This is a genomic window from Telluria sp. PB2R4, assembly GCF_059685695.1.
Genome location: NZ_JCASIC010000005.1, coordinates 225,073 through 241,076, shown reverse-complemented (window position 1 = coordinate 241,076; position 16,004 = coordinate 225,073). Strand labels below are relative to the sequence as shown.

14 protein-coding genes are annotated in these 16,004 nt (G+C 66.6%); 1 reads left to right on the top strand and 13 read right to left on the bottom strand.

Annotated features, from left to right (window positions below; all coding sequences use genetic code 11):
• Positions 1-8: 8 nt before the first annotated feature.
• The 12 genes from AC56LU_RS11115 to AC56LU_RS11060 all read right to left on the bottom strand — a co-directional run bounded on the left by AC56LU_RS11115 (position 9) and on the right by AC56LU_RS11060 (position 13,539).
• Positions 9-1,316: an amidohydrolase family protein gene (locus AC56LU_RS11115; RefSeq protein ID WP_497175656.1), complete on the bottom strand. Its 1,308-nt coding sequence runs from the start codon at positions 1,314-1,316 to the stop codon at positions 9-11.
• 122 nt (positions 1,317-1,438) lie between these two features.
• A complete protein-coding gene (locus AC56LU_RS11110; RefSeq protein ID WP_497175655.1) occupies positions 1,439-2,713 on the bottom strand; it encodes a cytochrome P450 in 1,275 nt (424 codons plus the stop codon).
• 112 nt (positions 2,714-2,825) lie between these two features.
• Entirely contained in the window at positions 2,826-3,596 is a 771-nt protein-coding gene (locus AC56LU_RS11105) for an SDR family NAD(P)-dependent oxidoreductase (protein ID WP_497175654.1), read from the bottom strand.
• 36 nt (positions 3,597-3,632) lie between these two features.
• Complete coding sequence (locus AC56LU_RS11100; RefSeq protein ID WP_497175653.1) at positions 3,633-4,811, bottom strand: MFS transporter; 1,179 nt, start codon at positions 4,809-4,811, stop codon at positions 3,633-3,635.
• Positions 4,804-5,865: a phosphotransferase family protein gene (locus AC56LU_RS11095; RefSeq protein WP_497175652.1), complete on the bottom strand. Its 1,062-nt coding sequence runs from the start codon at positions 5,863-5,865 to the stop codon at positions 4,804-4,806. The genes AC56LU_RS11100 and AC56LU_RS11095 overlap by 8 nt, the downstream gene beginning before the upstream one ends.
• Positions 5,862-7,136, bottom strand: a complete 1,275-nt coding sequence (locus AC56LU_RS11090; RefSeq protein WP_497175651.1) for an acyl-CoA dehydrogenase family protein — start codon at positions 7,134-7,136, stop codon at positions 5,862-5,864. The genes AC56LU_RS11095 and AC56LU_RS11090 overlap by 4 nt, the downstream gene beginning before the upstream one ends.
• Positions 7,137-7,157: 21 nt before the next feature.
• Positions 7,158-7,895 (bottom strand): SDR family NAD(P)-dependent oxidoreductase, encoded by a 738-nt coding sequence (locus tag AC56LU_RS11085; protein WP_497175650.1) that lies wholly within the window; start codon positions 7,893-7,895, stop codon positions 7,158-7,160.
• Positions 7,892-10,156, bottom strand: coding sequence for a CoA transferase (locus AC56LU_RS11080; protein WP_497175649.1), 2,265 nt, complete (start codon positions 10,154-10,156; stop codon positions 7,892-7,894). Before AC56LU_RS11080 ends, AC56LU_RS11085 begins: the two co-directional genes overlap by 4 nt.
• Positions 10,156-10,671 carry a carboxymuconolactone decarboxylase family protein gene (locus tag AC56LU_RS11075; protein ID WP_497175648.1) on the bottom strand — a complete coding sequence of 172 codons (516 nt, stop codon included), beginning with the start codon at positions 10,669-10,671 and terminating at the stop codon, positions 10,156-10,158. Before AC56LU_RS11075 ends, AC56LU_RS11080 begins: the two co-directional genes overlap by 1 nt.
• A 165-nt stretch (positions 10,672-10,836) precedes the next feature.
• Positions 10,837-11,193, bottom strand: coding sequence for a nuclear transport factor 2 family protein (locus tag AC56LU_RS11070; protein ID WP_497175647.1), 357 nt, complete (start codon positions 11,191-11,193; stop codon positions 10,837-10,839).
• Entirely contained in the window at positions 11,190-12,260 is a 1,071-nt protein-coding gene (locus AC56LU_RS11065) for a hypothetical protein (RefSeq protein WP_497175646.1), read from the bottom strand. The genes AC56LU_RS11070 and AC56LU_RS11065 overlap by 4 nt, the downstream gene beginning before the upstream one ends.
• A gap of 4 nt (positions 12,261-12,264) precedes the next feature.
• Complete coding sequence (locus AC56LU_RS11060; RefSeq protein WP_497175645.1) at positions 12,265-13,539, bottom strand: cytochrome P450; 1,275 nt, start codon at positions 13,537-13,539, stop codon at positions 12,265-12,267.
• Between the two features lie 184 nt (positions 13,540-13,723).
• Here AC56LU_RS11060 and AC56LU_RS11055 point away from each other — a divergent pair, with 184 nt between their 5' ends.
• Positions 13,724-14,434 (top strand): TetR/AcrR family transcriptional regulator, encoded by a 711-nt coding sequence (locus AC56LU_RS11055; protein WP_497175644.1) that lies wholly within the window; start codon positions 13,724-13,726, stop codon positions 14,432-14,434.
• Here the strand turns inward: AC56LU_RS11055 and AC56LU_RS11050 are convergent.
• Positions 14,412-15,992, bottom strand: a complete 1,581-nt coding sequence (locus AC56LU_RS11050; RefSeq protein ID WP_497175643.1) for a phytoene desaturase family protein — start codon at positions 15,990-15,992, stop codon at positions 14,412-14,414. The two genes, AC56LU_RS11055 and AC56LU_RS11050, sit on opposite strands and share 23 nt — an antisense overlap.
• Positions 15,993-16,004 lie beyond the last annotated feature (12 nt).

Sequence of the window (16,004 nt, the reverse complement as noted above, 5' to 3'; positions counted from 1 at the left end):
GCAGACGCTCAGAGCGCGGTCTGCGCGTCGGCGGCGGCGAACATCTTGTTGATGTCGCCCGAAGTCACCGGACGCTGGGGATCGCGCTCCGGCGCCGCGCCGCCCAGCCCCAGGGCCGGCTCGATGCTGACGTGGGTGGCCTGCGCCTTCAGTGCGCCGACGGTACAGTTCTCGCGTCCGAGGATGGCGAAAGGATCATAGGAGAACTCGCGCATCGCGTTCAGGTGGGTGATCTTGTTGATGACCTCGTCCGACAGGTGCTGCGCCTGGCTCCAGAACACGTTCGCCGAATTCGGCCAGGTGCAGTCGGAGTGCGGGTAGTCGCATTCCCAGGTGACCTTGTCGACATTGATCGAGTCGAGGTTCTTCAGGCCGAACGCATCTTCGATGAAGCAGGTGATGATGTGTTCGTTGAAGATGTCGCTCGGCTTCTTGCTGCCGAAGTTCGAATTGGTCCACTCGTGGTGATGGCTGTGGGTGAAGTCGGCGCGCTCGAGCAGGTAGGGAATCCAGCCGATGCCGCCTTCGGACAGGGCCATGCGCAGCTTCGGATACTTCTTCCACATCGGGGCCCAGATCCAGTCGGCCGCGGAGTTGGAAATCGAGATCGGCATCGAGGTGATCCAGGCGTCGATCGGCGACTCGTCCGAGGCGTGCGCCGCCTTGACGCCGGTGCCGATGTGGCAGCAGATGACGACGTCGTTGTCGGCACAGGCTTTCCACAGCGGATCCCAGTGGGCGTTGTGGATCGACGGATAGCCGTGCACGGTCGGGTTGTCGGACAGGGTCAGCGCATGCACTCCCTGGTCCGCGAGGCGCTTGACCTCGGCGGCGGCGGCCTGCATGTCCCACCAGGGCACCATCATCAGCGGAATGAAGCGGCCCGGCGCCGCGTTGCACCAGTCGTGCAGGTGCCAGTCGTTGTAGGCCTGGATGGCGGCGAGGCTGACCTCGCGGTCGTTCATTACCTGGAAGCGCTGGCCGGCAAAACCTGGGAAGGTCGGGAAGCACAGCGAGCCGAGCACGCCGTTGGCGTTCATGTCATCGACGCGCGCCTTGATGTCCCAGGTACCGCGGCGCATTTGCTCGTAGGAAAGCGGCTCCATGCCATATTCCTCCTTCGGGCGGCCGACTACCGAGTTCAGCCCCATGTAGCCGGTCGCCTTGTCTTCGAACACCCAGACGTCGCGCCCTTTGACGGTTTCGACTTTCGGCTGGCGGCCCTTGAATTTGGCAGGCATGTGGCGGTCGAAAGCGCCGCGGGGTTCGATCACGTGGTCATCCACGCTAACGAGGATCAGGTCTTCATATTTCATCGTTGTCTCCGAGGAAGGTGTTCGCTTAACCAGCGTTTGGTTTTCTCTGACTTCATTCTAGAACAGAAACCCAGATTTATTAAACACTTTTTTCAAATCTGTTCATTAAATGATCCAAAACCTCAATCCCATACCACGTGCACGTGCTTCGGTCCACGCAGCTGGGCGCCGGTGATCTGCGGCGGCCGCATGTCCGGATCCAGGCGCAAATTCGGCATCAGGTCGAGGATGGCGTTCACCGCCACCTGCAGCTCGGTCTTGGCGATGAACTGGCCGATGCACATGTGGGGGCCGAATCCGAAGCCGAAGGATGGCTTGGGCTTGCGGTCGATATCGAACTCCTCGCTGTTCTCGAAGGCGTCCTCGTCGCGGTTGGCGGAACTGACGATGCACTGCACCATGGCCCCCTTGGGGATGGCCATGCCGGCCAGTTCCAGGTCTTGCGCGGCCTGGCGCACCTTGAAGGTCGCCACCGGCTCGAAACGGATCGCCTCGTCGATCGCCTTGGGCACTAGGCTGCGGTCGCTGCGCACGCGCTCGAGCAGTTCAGGGCGCTGGAGCAGCAGGGTCATGAGGGTGCCGAAGGTCCGGGTCGTGGTCTCGGCAGCGGCCGGCAGCAGCGAACGCACGAAGGTGGTCACTTCGTGGTCGTCGAATTTGCGGCCATCGCTTTCGGCGCGGATCAGGCGGCTGATCAGGTCATCGCCCCGGGCGCCGTTGCGGCGCACTTCGACCACCGCCTCGTGGGTCGCGTCATAGAGCGATTTGGCCGCATTCATGGCCGCCTGGCGTGCCAGCGCGGCCTTCTCGGCGTCGACCTGCGGGCCGGCCAGGATCGCCAGCGCCCATGCCGCATACTGCTTGATCTTATCCGGGTCGTTGCCGGGGAAGCCGATCAGGGCGTAGATCAGGCGGATAGGGAAATACAGGCCGAACTCCATCAGGTCGGCCTTCTTTTGCGGGACCAGTCCAAGCAGGAATTCATTGCGCACGATCGGGTCCATCTTCGAATCGCGCCAGCTGTTGACCACCTCGGGCATGAAGATCGGCTGCAGCAGTGCCCGTGCCTTCTTGTGCGCCTCGCCATCCATGCCAGTGAGGATCAGGCCGTCGAAGAAGGCGCCCAGGCCTTCGGCGATGAAGCCGCTGGTGTAGTTGGCGGCATCGCGCAGCACCGCCATGGTTTCCTTGTACTTGAACACCGTAAAGGTCGGCCGGTTCGGGTCAAGCCCGGCGATGTTCGGCACGCCGAGCCTGCCCATGAAGTTCTCGGCGATGATCGGCGAGTTCCTGCGCATGTCGCGGTAGATCGCATGCAGGTCGACGTTCTCGCCGCGGTAATTGTCGGCCACGCCCGTGTAGGCGCTCTCGAGACTCACTTCCTTCACACTGCTCATGTTGTCATCCTCCAGTTGTCGCCGGCCTTGGACCGGCGTTTATTGAACACTTTTGAAGATAGTGCTCTATTTCTGGAGAATTGCCAAGCGATTCACGCCATGTGCGCTCACCTCAAGGAATCATCAGCCCGCCGTCCACGGCGAGCGTCTGGCCAGTGATGAAGCGCGCGCCTTCGCTCATCATGAAGACGACGAAGGGCGTCATGTCACGGTCCGGGTCGCCCAGTTTGCCGCCCAGTGGAATCAGGCCGGCCATCATGCTGTCGTGGGCGGCCAGCGCCTGCGCGTCCATGCGCGCCCGGTGCGCTTCGTACATCGGCGTCCACATGCCCGGCGCGGCCGCGTTCACGCTGATGCCGTACTTGCCCCATTCCTTGGCCACGGTACGGGTCCAGCCCAGCACAGCCGCCTTGGCGGCGGAGTAATGCGCACAGCCGGGCAAGCCCATCACGCCGGCCGCCGAACCGAAATTCAGGATCCGCCCACCTTGCGCGCTCAGGTAAGGGAATGCCGCCTGGTTGGTGTTGAGCGTGCCGCGCGCATTCACGTCGAACATCAGGTCCCAGTCGGCGTCGCCGATCGACTCGGCCGGCGCCGCGCGCTCGATCCCGGCGATATTGATGAGTCCATCGAGCCCGCCGAGCCATGCGGCTGCGGCGTCGAAGGCGGCGTCGACCTCGGCGCGCCGCCGCACGTCGCAGCGGAAGTAGCGTGCCGCGCCGGGGCCCATCGCGTCCGCGCGCGCCGCCTCCTCGCTGCCGGCCGCGTCGTTGACGTCCATCGCGGCCACCCGCGCGCCCGCCGCTACCAGGCCGCGCAACACGCTGGCGCCGATCCCGCCGGCCTCGCCGGTAACGATCAGCCTTCTGCCATTCAGTTCCATGCTTTCTCCTTCAGGTAGGTGCGTCCATCGATCGATTCAGCTTGCGGATGGCCGGATGCGCCGCGCCTGGAAGCCGCCCATCCCGAGCGCCGCGGACATCAGCCAGAACAGGACGGTGGCGCCGGCGGCCGTACCGACGGCGCCGAACAGCAGCGGCATCGCCGCCATCGAGGTGTGGATCGCCATGGAGCGCAGCGCCAGCGCTTCGCCATGGCGTCCGGGCGGTGCGACGTCGTGCAGCGACGCGAGGATCGCCGGCTGCACCACCCCCAGAGCGACACCGAGCACGGCCGCGCAGGCGGCCATGGCCCAGGCGCTGTGCAGCAGCGGATACGCGCCGAATACCGCGCAGGCGAGCAGCATCGCGCCGGCCAGCAGGGTGCCGCTCGCCAGGCGCCCGGCAAGCAGCGGCATCAGCAGCCGAACCAGCATCGAGGCCGCCGCGTAGGCGGCGAGCACGGCGCCCAGCGCCGAAGCGCTCAGGCCACGCTCGACGCCGAGCAGCGGCAAGGCGAAACCGTGGACGTCCCAGCAGAGCGAGACCAGCCAGCTGACCAGCAGCAGGCGGCGAAACGGTGCATGGCGCAGCAGGTCCCAGGCGGAAGCCTGGTGCTTCTTCGGCGCGGCAAGCGCGGCCGGCGCTTCGGCCGGCACCGCCTGCGCTGCCAGCAAGGTCGCCGCCGGAAACAGCGCCAGCGCTAGGAAGGCTGCTGGAAATCCCGCCTTGTCGATCAGCACGCCGGCCAGCACGGGTCCGACCAGGCCAGCGATCGCGGGCGCCAGCGCGATCCAGCTGAAGACGCGCAGGCGTCCGGCATCGCTGCCCGCAAGCCGGCTGGCGCTGCGCTGGATCGCGATCATCCCGAACCCCGAGCCCGCGCCGCTGAGGGCCGCGGCCGCGCACAGCGTGAACAGGCTTTGCGATGCGGCAGCCAGCAGCGTCCCTGCCAGGGCGCAGCAGGCCGCGATGCGTACCGGAAGGTGGTAGCCGCGCCGGTCGGCCAAACGCCCGGCGGGCAAGGCCAGCAAGGCGGGGAAGACGGCGAACATCGTCATCACCAGCCCTACCGACCAGGCCGACCGGCCCAGCGCCAGCACGCCCAGCGGCGCGGCCAGCCGTATCCCTTGGACGCAGGCGTGCAGGCCGACCTGGCACGCGATCATGGCCGCCAGCGCAGCTTTCGTGGACGCTGCGGGAACCGGACCGCTAGGCATGGGTCCCCTCGATCGACGACAGCGCTTGCCCAAGCAGCCGTACCGCCGAAGCGTGATGCCGCGCCCCGGTGCCACGGTCCGCCAGGCCGGCGCAGGAGCGCGCATGGCTGGCTTCGAGCATGATCCCCAGCTTGAAGCGCGCCAGCGCGACGTACCAGTCGATCGCCGACAGGTCGCGCCGGCTGCCCGCCCGGTAGCGCTCCACCAGTTCGGCGCTCGATGCCAGTCCCTGCGCCGGCGTGATGCGGATCGTCCCGGCGCCGCGTCCCGCGGCATCGGGCCAAGTCGCCACCAGCCACCCGAGGTCGAGCAGCGGGTCGCCCACCGTCGCCAGCTCCCAGTCGATGATCGCGGCGAGCACCGGGCGGTCGTTCCTGAACATCACGTTACCGAGGTGAAAGTCCCCGTGCAGCAGGCCGGGGCTGAAGTGCGTGGGCACCCGTTCGCCCAGCCACTGCGCCACCTCCGCCACGCCGGGTAGCGATTCCGGCCCCGGCCATCCGGCGTACTGCCGGCCCGCATCCAGGTGACGCAACCAGCGCGGAACCTGGCGCTCGAGGAAGCCGTCGGGCTTGCCGAAATCATCCAGGCCGACCCGGCAGGGGTCGATCTCGCCGAGTCGCAGCAAGCCGTCCACCATCGACAGACCCATCTCCCGGCGCCACGCGGCACGTTCGGCGTAGCGCCCGCGCAGCGGATTCGGGGTGGCCGTGAAACCGTCCACGGGGGCCATCAGGTAGAACGGCACACCCAGCACGGCGGCGTCGGCGCAGGACGCCACCAGGGACGGATGCGGGACCGCGCTGCCGGCCAGCGCCTGCAGCAGGCGCGCCTCGCGCAGGAAGCCGCGCTGGACCTCGACCGGCGCGCCCTGGCGCGGGCAGCGCAGCACGTAAGCCTGTCCGGTGCCGCGCTCGAAGCGCAGCAGCACGTTCTGCGTCCCGCCGGTCAGCGCGGTAACGCGCCGCAGCTGCCCTGCCCCGATGCCCTGCGCATCCATCCAGCGCGCCAGCGCATCCAGGTCGGGCCTGCTCTCGTGGGACGCGCCGCTCATCCCAGCACCGGCCGGAATTTTTCCGCGGCAGCGGCGGCGGCGGTCGGGCGATGGTAATCGGGGAACAGGTCGTCGCAGGCTTCGTAGTCACGCAACAGCTGGCGCGCGACGGTCACCTTGTGCACCTCGGTCGGCCCATCGGCCAGGCCCATCTGGTAGGCACGCACGATCAGGCCGACGAAGGGCATCTCGGTCGAGACGCCGATCGAGCCATGCACCTGCAGCGCACTCGAGGCGATGTCGTGCAGGACCCGGGGCATGGTCGCCTTCACGGCGGCGATGTCCTTGCGTACTTTCTGGTAGTCGTGATACTTGTCGATGCGCCAGGCGGTGCGCATCACCAACAGCCGGAACTGCTCCAGCTGGATCCAGGCGTCCGCGATCTTCTCCTGCACCATCTGCTTGTCCGACAGCAGCGAGCCCTGCGTGCTGCGCGACAGGGCGCGCTCGCACAGGGCGTCGAGCGCGCCCTGGGCCTGGCCGATCACCCGCATCGCGTGGTGCACGCGCCCGCCGCCCAGGCGCACCTGCGCGATGGCGAACGCGGCCCCCGGTTCGCCCAGCATGCACTCAGGCCCGACCCGCACCCCGGCGAAATTCAGGTAGGCGTGGGTGGCTTCCGGGTCGTCCGCGACCCCGACATTGCGGATGATCTCGATTCCCGGCGTATCGGCCGGCACGACGAACATGCTCATGCCTTGGTAGACAGGCGCATCCGGATCGGTGACGGCCATGACGATGAAGAAGGCCGCGTAGCGTGCGTTCGATGCGAACCATTTTTGTCCGGTGATGACCCAGCCGTCACCCTCCTTCACCGCGCGCGAGGTGAATACCTTGGGATCGGCGCCGCCCTGCGGCTCGGTCATGGCGAAGCAGGAGACGACCTCGTTGGCCAGCAGCGGCGCCAGGAAGCGCGCCTTTTGCTCCGCCGTGCCGTAGGCCGCCAGGATTTCGCAATTGCCCGAATCGGGCGCGTGAGCACCGAAGACGATCGGCGCGAACAGCGCGCGCCCCAGGATCTCGTTCATCAGGCCCAGCTTGACCTGCCCGTAACCAGCGCCGCCAAGTTCCGGCCCGAGATGGCATGCCCACAGGCTGCGCTCGCGCACCCGCCGCTGCAGCGGGCGCACCAGCAGGTCGAAGCGCGGATCGTGGATATTCCACGGGCTGCCCAGCACGTGCTCGAGCGGCGCCACCTCCTCGCGCACGAATTGCGCCATCCAGTCCAGCTCCACCTGGAATGCCGCGTCGGTTTCGAAATCCCATGCCATCTCAGTCTCCCGTGTTCAGTCTCATGCAAGCAACAGGCCGCCGTCGACCAGCAACGTCTGGCCCAGCACGTAGGCCGCCAGCGGCGACGCAAGGAACAGCGCCGCACCGGCCATGTCGGCCGGCGTGCCGAGGCGGCCCAGCGGTATCTTCCTGATCGAGGCTTCGAGCCGATCCGGGTGGTCGGTGGTCACCCGGGTCAGCTTGGTCGCGACCAGTCCCGGTGCGATGCCGTTGACCCGGATGCCGTCGCGGGCCCAGGCTTCGCCGAGCGTGCGGGTCAGGCCGAAGGCGCCGGTCTTCGAGGCGTTGTAGGCTGGCGTTCCGACCGTGGAATGGAAGGCGGCCGCCGAGCTGACGATGATCATCGAGCCGCCCGCGCCTGCGAGCATTTCGTGAAAGCGGTCGCCGCAGGCCATCAGGCTGACCAGGTTCACGTTGACGACCTCGCGGAACGCGGGCAGCTTGAATTCCTCGCGCCGGTAGCGCACGATGCCCTGGGCGCATACCAGCACGTCGAGACGGTCGAAGGGCAGCGCCACCGTGGCGATGGTGTCCGCGTCGCCAACGTCGACCCGGGCGTAATGCAGGCCTTCGAGGTCCGAGCCGGGCTCGCCGGCGTAATCCGCGGCGTGCGGCCGCGTACCCCATACGTGCACCTCGGCCCCGCGCGTGCGGAAGGCCTGGGCAATGCCGTTGCCGATGCCGCTGGAGCCACCGACGACGAGCACGGTCTTCCCGGTAAAATCGAGTTCGTTCATGGAATTCCTGTAGATGGGTCCATCAGCACGGTCAGCCCCTGGCGCTCCAGCGCAGCGACCTGCGCCGTGCCGAGCCCGAGCCCCTCCCAGACCTGGGCGCTGTGTTCGCCCAGCGCCGGCGGCGCACGGTCCAGTTTCAACGGCAGGTCGCCGAAGTCCCAAAAGGCGCCGACCTGTTCGAGTTCTCCATAGACCGCGTGGCGGTAGCGCGCATGCAGGCCGGCCGCGGCGCAGGCCGGGTCGTCGAGGAAGTCCGCGCCCTGCGACTCCAGCACCGGCTCGGCCGGTACCGCGGCGCCGCGCAGTGCCGCCAACGCGTGCTCGCGCGGCTGTGCGGCGAACCATGCTTCGCGCTCCCCGACCGTCTTGCCGGCCAGCCGTGCCAGGGCATCCTGTTCGTGCGCATCGAATGCTGCCAGCGCGAGCCAGCCGTCGCTGCAGCGGTACAGTCGGTGGTCCGGCGACAGCCCGGTCTGGGCCGCGTCGAGCTGCGCGACCGGGGTGATCGTGCCTTCGGGCAGCATGACGGCCTCGGCCACCGTCAGCAGGGCGGCGCCGAGCAGGGACGACGCCACCATCTGCCCCTCCCCGGTCTCGAGCCGGCGGTAATGCGCCAGCAGCACGGCAAACACGGAAGACAGCGCGGCCAGATAATCGCCCACGCCGAAGCGCAGCCACATGGGCGGGTTGCCCTCGCCGCCGCATTCGCGCTCCCAGCCGCAGGCGGCCTGCATCAGCTGGTCGAAGCCGGGCCAGTCCTTTTGCTCGCCCTCCGGTCCATACGAACTGATGTGGCAGTACACCAGCGCCGGATTGATCCGGCTGAGCGCCGCATGGTCGATGCCGAGCTTGCGCGCCGCGGGCAGGCGGATGTTGTGGTGCACGACGTCCGCCCAGCGCACCAGTTTTTCGAGCGCTTCCTGTGCCCCCGCTTCGCCGAGCTTGAGCGCGACCCCCAGCTTGCCGCGCTGGGTGCCGGCGAAGATCCGCTCCAGCCGGCGCATGGCGTCTCCCGCCGGCGGTTCGACCTTGATGACTTCCGCACCGAGGTCGGCCAGCAGCATCGTCGCAAAGGGACCGGCCAGGTAGGCGCCGAGGTCGAGCACCTTCATGCCGGCCAGCGGCGGCAGTGGCTTGTCGACCGGCTGGGCCCTCGCCGGCGCGGGCACAGTCGAGGCCCAGGAAGGCGTCGCCGCTTCGAGGCCGGCCAGCGGCCCGCGCACCCTGGGTGGCGGCTGGGTCAGATAGGAAGGCCCCGGCTGCCGCACCCGGCCCCGCGCACGGTCTTCGATCTCGACCACGTAGCCGTTTGCGCGCGCCTGGGCACTGGCGTAGATCGCGCCGAAGGGTGCTGCTACCTGGGCCGCGACATCGTGCTCCCAGAAGTGGCGCACCCAGACGCCAGCAGGCCGGGTGGCCATGATGGCCTTGTTGGCGCCGAAGTTGGGCGCCACGTGGCTGGGCGGGTACTTGGCGTTCTCCGCCGCCACGGCCTCCGGCCCCATGGCGGCAAGCGCTTCCGCCATCCAGGGCGCCTTGTCAGGCGAGTAATGCACGTGCACCCATGCGCCGTCGGCGCAGCGGTGCAGCGGGATCGGGGTGTCCTTGGACAGTCCCTTGGCAAACACCGGCGTCGGGCGTTCCGCCCGCGACCAGTGCATGCTCATCGGCGCGAGCGCCGCCTGCGCCAGGCTGGTATGCGCGGCGCCGCCGCGGCCATCGCGCCGGCGCGCGACCAGGCGGGCCATCACGCCAATGGCGCTGAACCAGGCCGCGAGCCAGCCGGCGAAAGGCATGCGCACGAACACGGGGCCGGCGCGGTGGCCGGGCTGCTCGTCCAGTAGTCCAAGCCGTGCCAGCACCAGGGTTTCGCGCGCCGGCGCCTCGGCCATCGGGTGCTTGCGTGGCCAGCCACCAATCGCTGACACCACCAGCCGCGGATTCACGGCTGCCAGCGACGCATCGTCCAGTCCATGCGCCGCCGCCTGTTCGGGGGTGAAGTCGTGCAGCAGCACGTCAGCGCCGATGAGCAGTCGCGCCAGCGCCTCCTTGCCGGGAGGCGTACCCAGGTCGAGCGCGAGCCGTTGCTTGCCCCGGTTAAGTACCGCGAACAGGACCGACTCGGCATCGTCCGTCATCGCCGGCGTTTCGATACGGATCACCTCCGCGCCGGCCTCGGACAGTTGCAGGCCTGCAGCCGGCCCCGCGATGCCGCTGGCGATTTCGATCACGCGGATCTGGTGGAGGATCGGCTTGTCCATCACGCGTCCTTCTCGTAGGCCTGCTGCACGTAGGTCATGCGCCCGCCCGCCAGCATCAGCGCGCAGAACATGTTCAGTTCGACGATGTCGGGGATGCTGAAATGGCGCTTGAGCGTATCGAACACGGCATCGTCGATGGCCATGTAATCGGCGGCGAACAGCTCCGCATAGCGCAAGGCTGCCTGTTCCGCCGGGCTGAAGCGCGCGTCGCCGGATGCCAGGCAGGCGATGTCCTCCTCGCTTACCGCATCATCCTTGCGGGCCAACTGGCAGGCCTTGCACGTCGTGATGGAAGCGATTTTCAGCCGCACCAGTTCGCGCAAACGTCCCGGCAACAGGCCGCGCGAATGGATTGCCTCGAGCGTGGCGAGCCAGGCTTCGGCGAGCTCCGGGCGGTGGGCCCAGACCTGCACCGGGACAGTCGAGCTGACCATCCGGGAAGCGCGCCCGCGCTCGACTGCTGCGGCGAGCGCGGGTGGAAAGTCGGCAAGGGGAATGGTGGGCAGCCGTGTCATCGCCGCCCCCAGCGGCCGCCGCCACAATGCAGAAATCCGGTCATCCACGTCTCCTGGCCCACCGTCGCTCGAGCGATCTGTTGCGGTAGATTTTTATGAACAGAATTTTGTTTTCTGTTCAAATATATACGTGTTTTCCGAAATTGTCGACTTCCGCGTGGCCGCTCAGGGCTTGGCGATGAAATAGCGCACGCTCAGGCGCCCCGTCTCGTCGAAGCGGTACAGCTCGATGGTCTCGATGGCGCGTTCCGTTCCCTTTACCAGGTTCCTGTTGTGGCAGGCCGCCTCTTTGCCGTTGACGATCACGAGGACTTCTTCGACCGTGATCGCGGCGTTCTGCTTGTCCCACATTGCTTCCAGAACCGGCCAGCCGTCGGAAGCGGTCGCTCCTACGTATTCGATCGTCAGTCCACCTGGTGCGGCTTCGCGATAGGCCGACAGAAAGCCCACCTTGTCGCCGGCGTTCCAGCAGGCGATCTGGGTATGGATGAAATGGCGGATGGCGTCTGCTTCGAGGATCATGCGGATTCTCCTGTGCTTGATGGGGCGCCGGCCGGCAGGTCGGCGCCGGGTACGTCGCGGGCACTGCCGTTGCGCCGGTCGGTTTCGCCCCAGCCCAGGGAGCGGTCGGGTTCGCGCGTGTCGCCGACGCTGCGCCAGCGTCCCTCCTGCTGGGCCGTGATCGGGAAGCCGCCCACGAAATCGACCATTTCGCCCTTCGGATCAGGCACGAACTCCCAGCGCTCGGTGCCGTCCAAAACGATATGCGCGCTGTCCACGAAATACGAATCCGGTTTATGGACGACCTGCCCTTCGATGTCGGTGGTACAGCGGATCTCCCCTTTGTGGTTCTGGAAGATGGCATAGCCCAGGTTCCCGTGCCCGACCATGAACGAACCGCTGTCCCAGCTGCCGTCGGTATAGACGGTAGCAAACGTCCACCAGATCACGTGCATCCTGTTGTTGACCACCAGGTCTTTCTGGAAGTGGATCGACCCACCTTCGGCCATCCAGGCCTGGTCGAGGGTGATGATGCCCTTCACCGGCCGGCCCTCGCAGGTGCCTGCAACATCGTACAGCTGCGACACGTAGAAGGTGCCCCAGTCGCGGCCAGGCAGATACCACTGCATGCCATTCCCAAGCAGCTTTCCGGCAAGATCGAACAGGCCCTCCTCCTTCCAGCTGAATTGCGCTCCGGAAGCGGTCAGGCGCCACGGATTGCCTGGTTCGCCCTCCAGGCTCGACCAGCCGGCTACCCCATTGTCCAGCCAGCGCTGCGGGAACATAGTAAGTGCCTGGCCGCCGCTCTTTTCCTTGTCGATGCGGATATGCTTGCCGTCGCCGATCCTGGTCGACTGGTAGATGAACTTGGTCGGGTTCGGACTGCTGCCGGGCGCATTCAGGGCCCGCACGAATGAATAGATCTCGCCGTCGCGGTCGCGGACGCAGCCGAAAGGCATGTGCTTGGTCAGCTTCAGGCCGAAATGGTCGCGCAGGTCGGCCAGGCCCTCGCCCGTGACCTGCTGGGGAGCGACCAGGCACTGGTAGTCGAAGTCGGCCCGCTGTGGAATCGTTTTGAAGGTCTTCATGGGCTCAGTCCCATAGCACGTGGATGTGTGACGCCCCACGCAGCTGGGCGCCCTCGATCACCGGTACCGGATACGCCGGATCGAGGCGGAGGTTGGGGAGCAGGTCGAGTAAGGCATTGACCGCACAGTTGAGCTCGAGCTTGGCGACAAACTGTCCGATGCACATGTGCGGCCCGAAGCCGAATCCGAACGAGGGTTTGACGCGGCGGTCGATATCGAACACGTCGGGATGCTCGAACACTTCCTCGTCACGATTGGCCGACACCACCATGCACTGGATGAACGAGCCTTTCGGGATGGTCACCCCGTGGAACTGAACCTCGTTTGCCGTCTCGCGCATCTTGAAGGTCGCGACCGGCTCATAGCGCACCGTTTCATCGATCAGCTTGGGCACCAGCGAGCGGTCGGCGCGCACGCGGTCGATCAGGCCGGGCGTAGTCAGCAGAAGCGTCATCACCGAGCTGAACGTGCGGGTCGTGGTCTCGCCGGACGCCGGCAGCAGGGAGCGAACAAAAGTCGTCACTTCATGATCGTCGAGCATGCGCCCGTCGTGCTCGGCGCGCAGCAGGTTGCCGATGACGTCGTCGCCCTGGCTTCCCTGTGCACGCCGCTGCACCACCACCTCGTGGATCACCTCATACAAGCGCGCTACGGCGACGCCGGCGCTGCGCCGAGCTTCCTCGAAGCGCTCCGGATCGACCTGGTTCCCGCCGACCATCGCCAGGGCCCAGGCCGCATATTGGCGGTACTGCTCCTTGTTATCGGTCGGGAAGCCCAGGAGCGCATACATCACGCGGATCGGCACGCCCAGGCCGAATTCCATTAGATCGGCCTTCTTCAAGGGGATCATCTCCTTGAGGAAGTCATTGCGAATCACCGCATCGATCGGGTCCCGCCATTTGTTGACTGTTTGCGGCATGAAGGCGGGCTGCAGGAGCGCGCGCACGTTACGATGCTGTTCGCCATCCATCGCCAGCACGATGAGACCGTCGAAGAAAGCACCGAGACCCTCGGCAATAAAGCCGCTGGTATAGTTGTTCCCGTCGCGCAGTACCGTCATGACATCCTGGTGGCGGAACAGGGCAAAGGTAGGACGCGTTCCTTGCTGCAGGCCCGCGTTGGTCGGTATGCCGAACTGCCGGATGAAGTCTCCCACGAAGATCGGCGATTTCGCCCGGGCCTCGCGGCAGGCGGCATGCAGGTCGCCAGTTCCCTTGTACGTCTCGGAGACGGAGGAATAGGCGCGTTCCAGTGCTTGGTCGTCAACAGCTGTAGTCATGGTGGTCTCCCTGGTTCAGCGGCCTTCGGGCGAATTGCCGGAAGACCTGAACATATTTTATAATCGTGTTCATATAGTAGCCGCGATGTGCGCTGCTATAGGCATTGGCATGAGCAAATTTGTTTGACTACGAGTAAAGCACCCTGAGTTAAGATCGCGGCATTCCCATCACCTTTCCCACACCATGAGCGAGCAGCCAACAAGTTGTACGCCGCCGAAGGCCTTACCGAACAAGCGTGAGACGCTCAGGCGCATCGCGGAGGCAGCCCGCCGCGAATTCGTCAGCAAAGGGCTGGCCGATGCCCGGGTCGACGACATCGCCCATGCGGCTGGCGTGACCAAGCAACTGGTCTACCACTATTTCCGCAGCAAGGAAGAGCTGTTCGCTTGTGTCCTGGACGAGTCTTCCGCGGAGGCGATGAGCGAACTGGTGAGCCTCGAGCTGGCCGACCTGCCTCCGCGAGAAGCGCTCAGGGCGCTGCTCCGGCAGATGATCCAGCCTTACCATGACGGGATACTCGGCAGCCTGGCACAGGAAGGCGTTCGCTTTCATGAGAGCCGTGCCACGCCGCGCAACAGTTTCATGGAGCTTGCCCCGCGCCTGCGGGACAAGATGAAGGATACGATCGAGCGCGGTATCGCCAGCGGCGACTTTCGCGCCGACGTGGATCCCGGCATGGCGTTGGCACTGGCTGCGCTGGCAACGACCGGTGCGTGGGTCAACCGCTATACGGTGTCGACACTATGCGACGTCGACGTGGCCAGGGCGCCGGATGCCGATGCATGGCGCAGTTTCTCGGTGGAGTTCGTCCTGTCGGCGCTCGAGTACGAACGCAGCAGCCAGCATTCGCTGGGGCGCGCCGCGGCCCCGCTCAGCGCCCCAGGAAGCGGCTAACGCGGCGCGCGGCGATCCGCCCCGGAAGCCCGTTGATGCCGCCTCCTGGATGGACGCCGGCGCCGCCCAGGAACAGGCCGGCCACCGGCAGGGTACCCCCCCCCAGCCCTGCGGCCGGGCGCATCAGGGCGCTGCGCGCCGGGCTGGTGTCAATGTGGACCACGCAGCCCCGGTGCACCCTGAGACGTTCGGCCAGGTCCGGGGCAGCTTCGATCCGGCGCCCGATCTCGTACACCTTGAGGCCGTCCATATATTGGCTCGCATGGTCGATCACTTGCTGCCCGACCGCTGCACGAATCGCGTCCCATCCCTCCCGCGGCTCTACCGGCATCGCCACGGGGTAGAGGTAGGCCACGTCCTGCCCCGGCGGCGCCTGGCCCGGATCGACGGCGCTCGGCGCAGTGATCCACATGTAGGGCAGCGGCGACACCTCGCCGCGTGCGGCGGCGCGGAAGTTGTCCAGCACGGCGTCAGCGGTGCCGATCAGGAGCACGCTCTTGCGCAGGCTGAGCCCGTCCGGGCGCATCGCTTCATGGCGGCTGTAGCCGACCTGCCCCGAGAGCGCGACATCGACTTTCAATGGCGATGCGCCATGGCCATTTGCCGGTGCCAGCGCGACACGGGTCAGGGTGCGGCGGTCGAGCGCCCCGGGCGTCACCATTTCCAGCGCCATCTTTGGGTGGATCGAGGCGATCACGGCGCGCGCCCCGATGACTGCACCGCTTTGCAGTCGTACGCCCTTCGCCACGCCATCCTGTGCCAGGATTTCGGCAACCGGGGCGTCGAGCATGATTTCTCCACCGAGCTCGCGCAGGCGGGCTGCAAGGGCGTTCGACAGCGTCTGCATCCCGCCCGCCGCCCGTCCCAGGCCGAAGCGGTGGATGAAACCAAGCAGGGCGAAATAGATGCCGGTAGCCTCGCTAGCGATTGGACCGGCCGCGCCCAGCAGGCAGCACAGCGCGGATTGCGTCACCGGGTGCTCGAAGCGCTCCATGATCGAGGTATAGGCAGGGCTGCCGATCAGCGCCATCAATTCCGGCTTCAGCGCGCGGTTCTTGAACATCGCCCGAAACGCCTGCCATTTGGCGCCGACGTTGCGCTGGGCCGGGTCGACCCGCATCATCGGGATCGCCACGTCGATGAAAGCGTTTACCAGCTTCATCAAGCCAAGGAACTCGTCGGCGTCGCGTGCGGAGAAGCGCCGGATCTCGGCCGCGGTCTCCTCCGCGCTGCGGCCGAACACCAGGGAGCTGCCATCGGGGTGGAGATAAACGTAGCCTGGACTCATCTCCACCTGGCGAAAGCCATGTCGCTCGAGCTGCAGCTCCTGCGGCATCATCGGGTGCACGCGCAGCGACATCAGGTCGAGCGCGCATGGGTGGATGAGATGCTGGGGGGCCTCGGGAATCAGGTAGCCGCTGGATGCCATGCCCCCTACCTTCTCGCGGGCTTCGACGACGACCACTTTGTTCCCTGCCTCAGCGAGATAGCACGCGGCTGCCAGCCCGTTATGTCCCCCTCCGACGATTACCACGTCGTATTCGTTTGTCGCTACCATGCTGTCTCCCGG

Bases quoted from the DNA above. Each gene is read 5' to 3' on its own strand.
- AC56LU_RS11050 (WP_497175643.1), bottom strand. From the start codon at position 15,992: ATGGTAGCGACAAACGAATACGACGTGGTAATCGTCGGAGGGGGACAT.
- AC56LU_RS11115 (WP_497175656.1), bottom strand. From the start codon at position 1,316: ATGAAATATGAAGACCTGATCCTCGTTAGCGTGGATGACCACGTGATC.
- AC56LU_RS11100 (WP_497175653.1), bottom strand. From the start codon at position 4,811: ATGCCTAGCGGTCCGGTTCCCGCAGCGTCCACGAAAGCTGCGCTGGCG.
- AC56LU_RS11110 (WP_497175655.1), bottom strand. From the start codon at position 2,713: ATGAGCAGTGTGAAGGAAGTGAGTCTCGAGAGCGCCTACACGGGCGTG.
- AC56LU_RS11105 (WP_497175654.1), bottom strand. From the start codon at position 3,596: ATGGAACTGAATGGCAGAAGGCTGATCGTTACCGGCGAGGCCGGCGGG.
- AC56LU_RS11065 (WP_497175646.1), bottom strand. From the start codon at position 12,260: ATGAAGACCTTCAAAACGATTCCACAGCGGGCCGACTTCGACTACCAG.
- AC56LU_RS11070 (WP_497175647.1), bottom strand. From the start codon at position 11,193: ATGATCCTCGAAGCAGACGCCATCCGCCATTTCATCCATACCCAGATC.
- AC56LU_RS11075 (WP_497175648.1), bottom strand. From the start codon at position 10,671: ATGACACGGCTGCCCACCATTCCCCTTGCCGACTTTCCACCCGCGCTC.
- AC56LU_RS11095 (WP_497175652.1), bottom strand. From the start codon at position 5,865: ATGAGCGGCGCGTCCCACGAGAGCAGGCCCGACCTGGATGCGCTGGCG.
- AC56LU_RS11090 (WP_497175651.1), bottom strand. From the start codon at position 7,136: ATGGCATGGGATTTCGAAACCGACGCGGCATTCCAGGTGGAGCTGGAC.
- AC56LU_RS11055 (WP_497175644.1), top strand. From the start codon at position 13,724: ATGAGCGAGCAGCCAACAAGTTGTACGCCGCCGAAGGCCTTACCGAAC.
- AC56LU_RS11080 (WP_497175649.1), bottom strand. From the start codon at position 10,156: ATGGACAAGCCGATCCTCCACCAGATCCGCGTGATCGAAATCGCCAGC.
- AC56LU_RS11060 (WP_497175645.1), bottom strand. From the start codon at position 13,539: ATGACTACAGCTGTTGACGACCAAGCACTGGAACGCGCCTATTCCTCC.
- AC56LU_RS11085 (WP_497175650.1), bottom strand. From the start codon at position 7,895: ATGAACGAACTCGATTTTACCGGGAAGACCGTGCTCGTCGTCGGTGGC.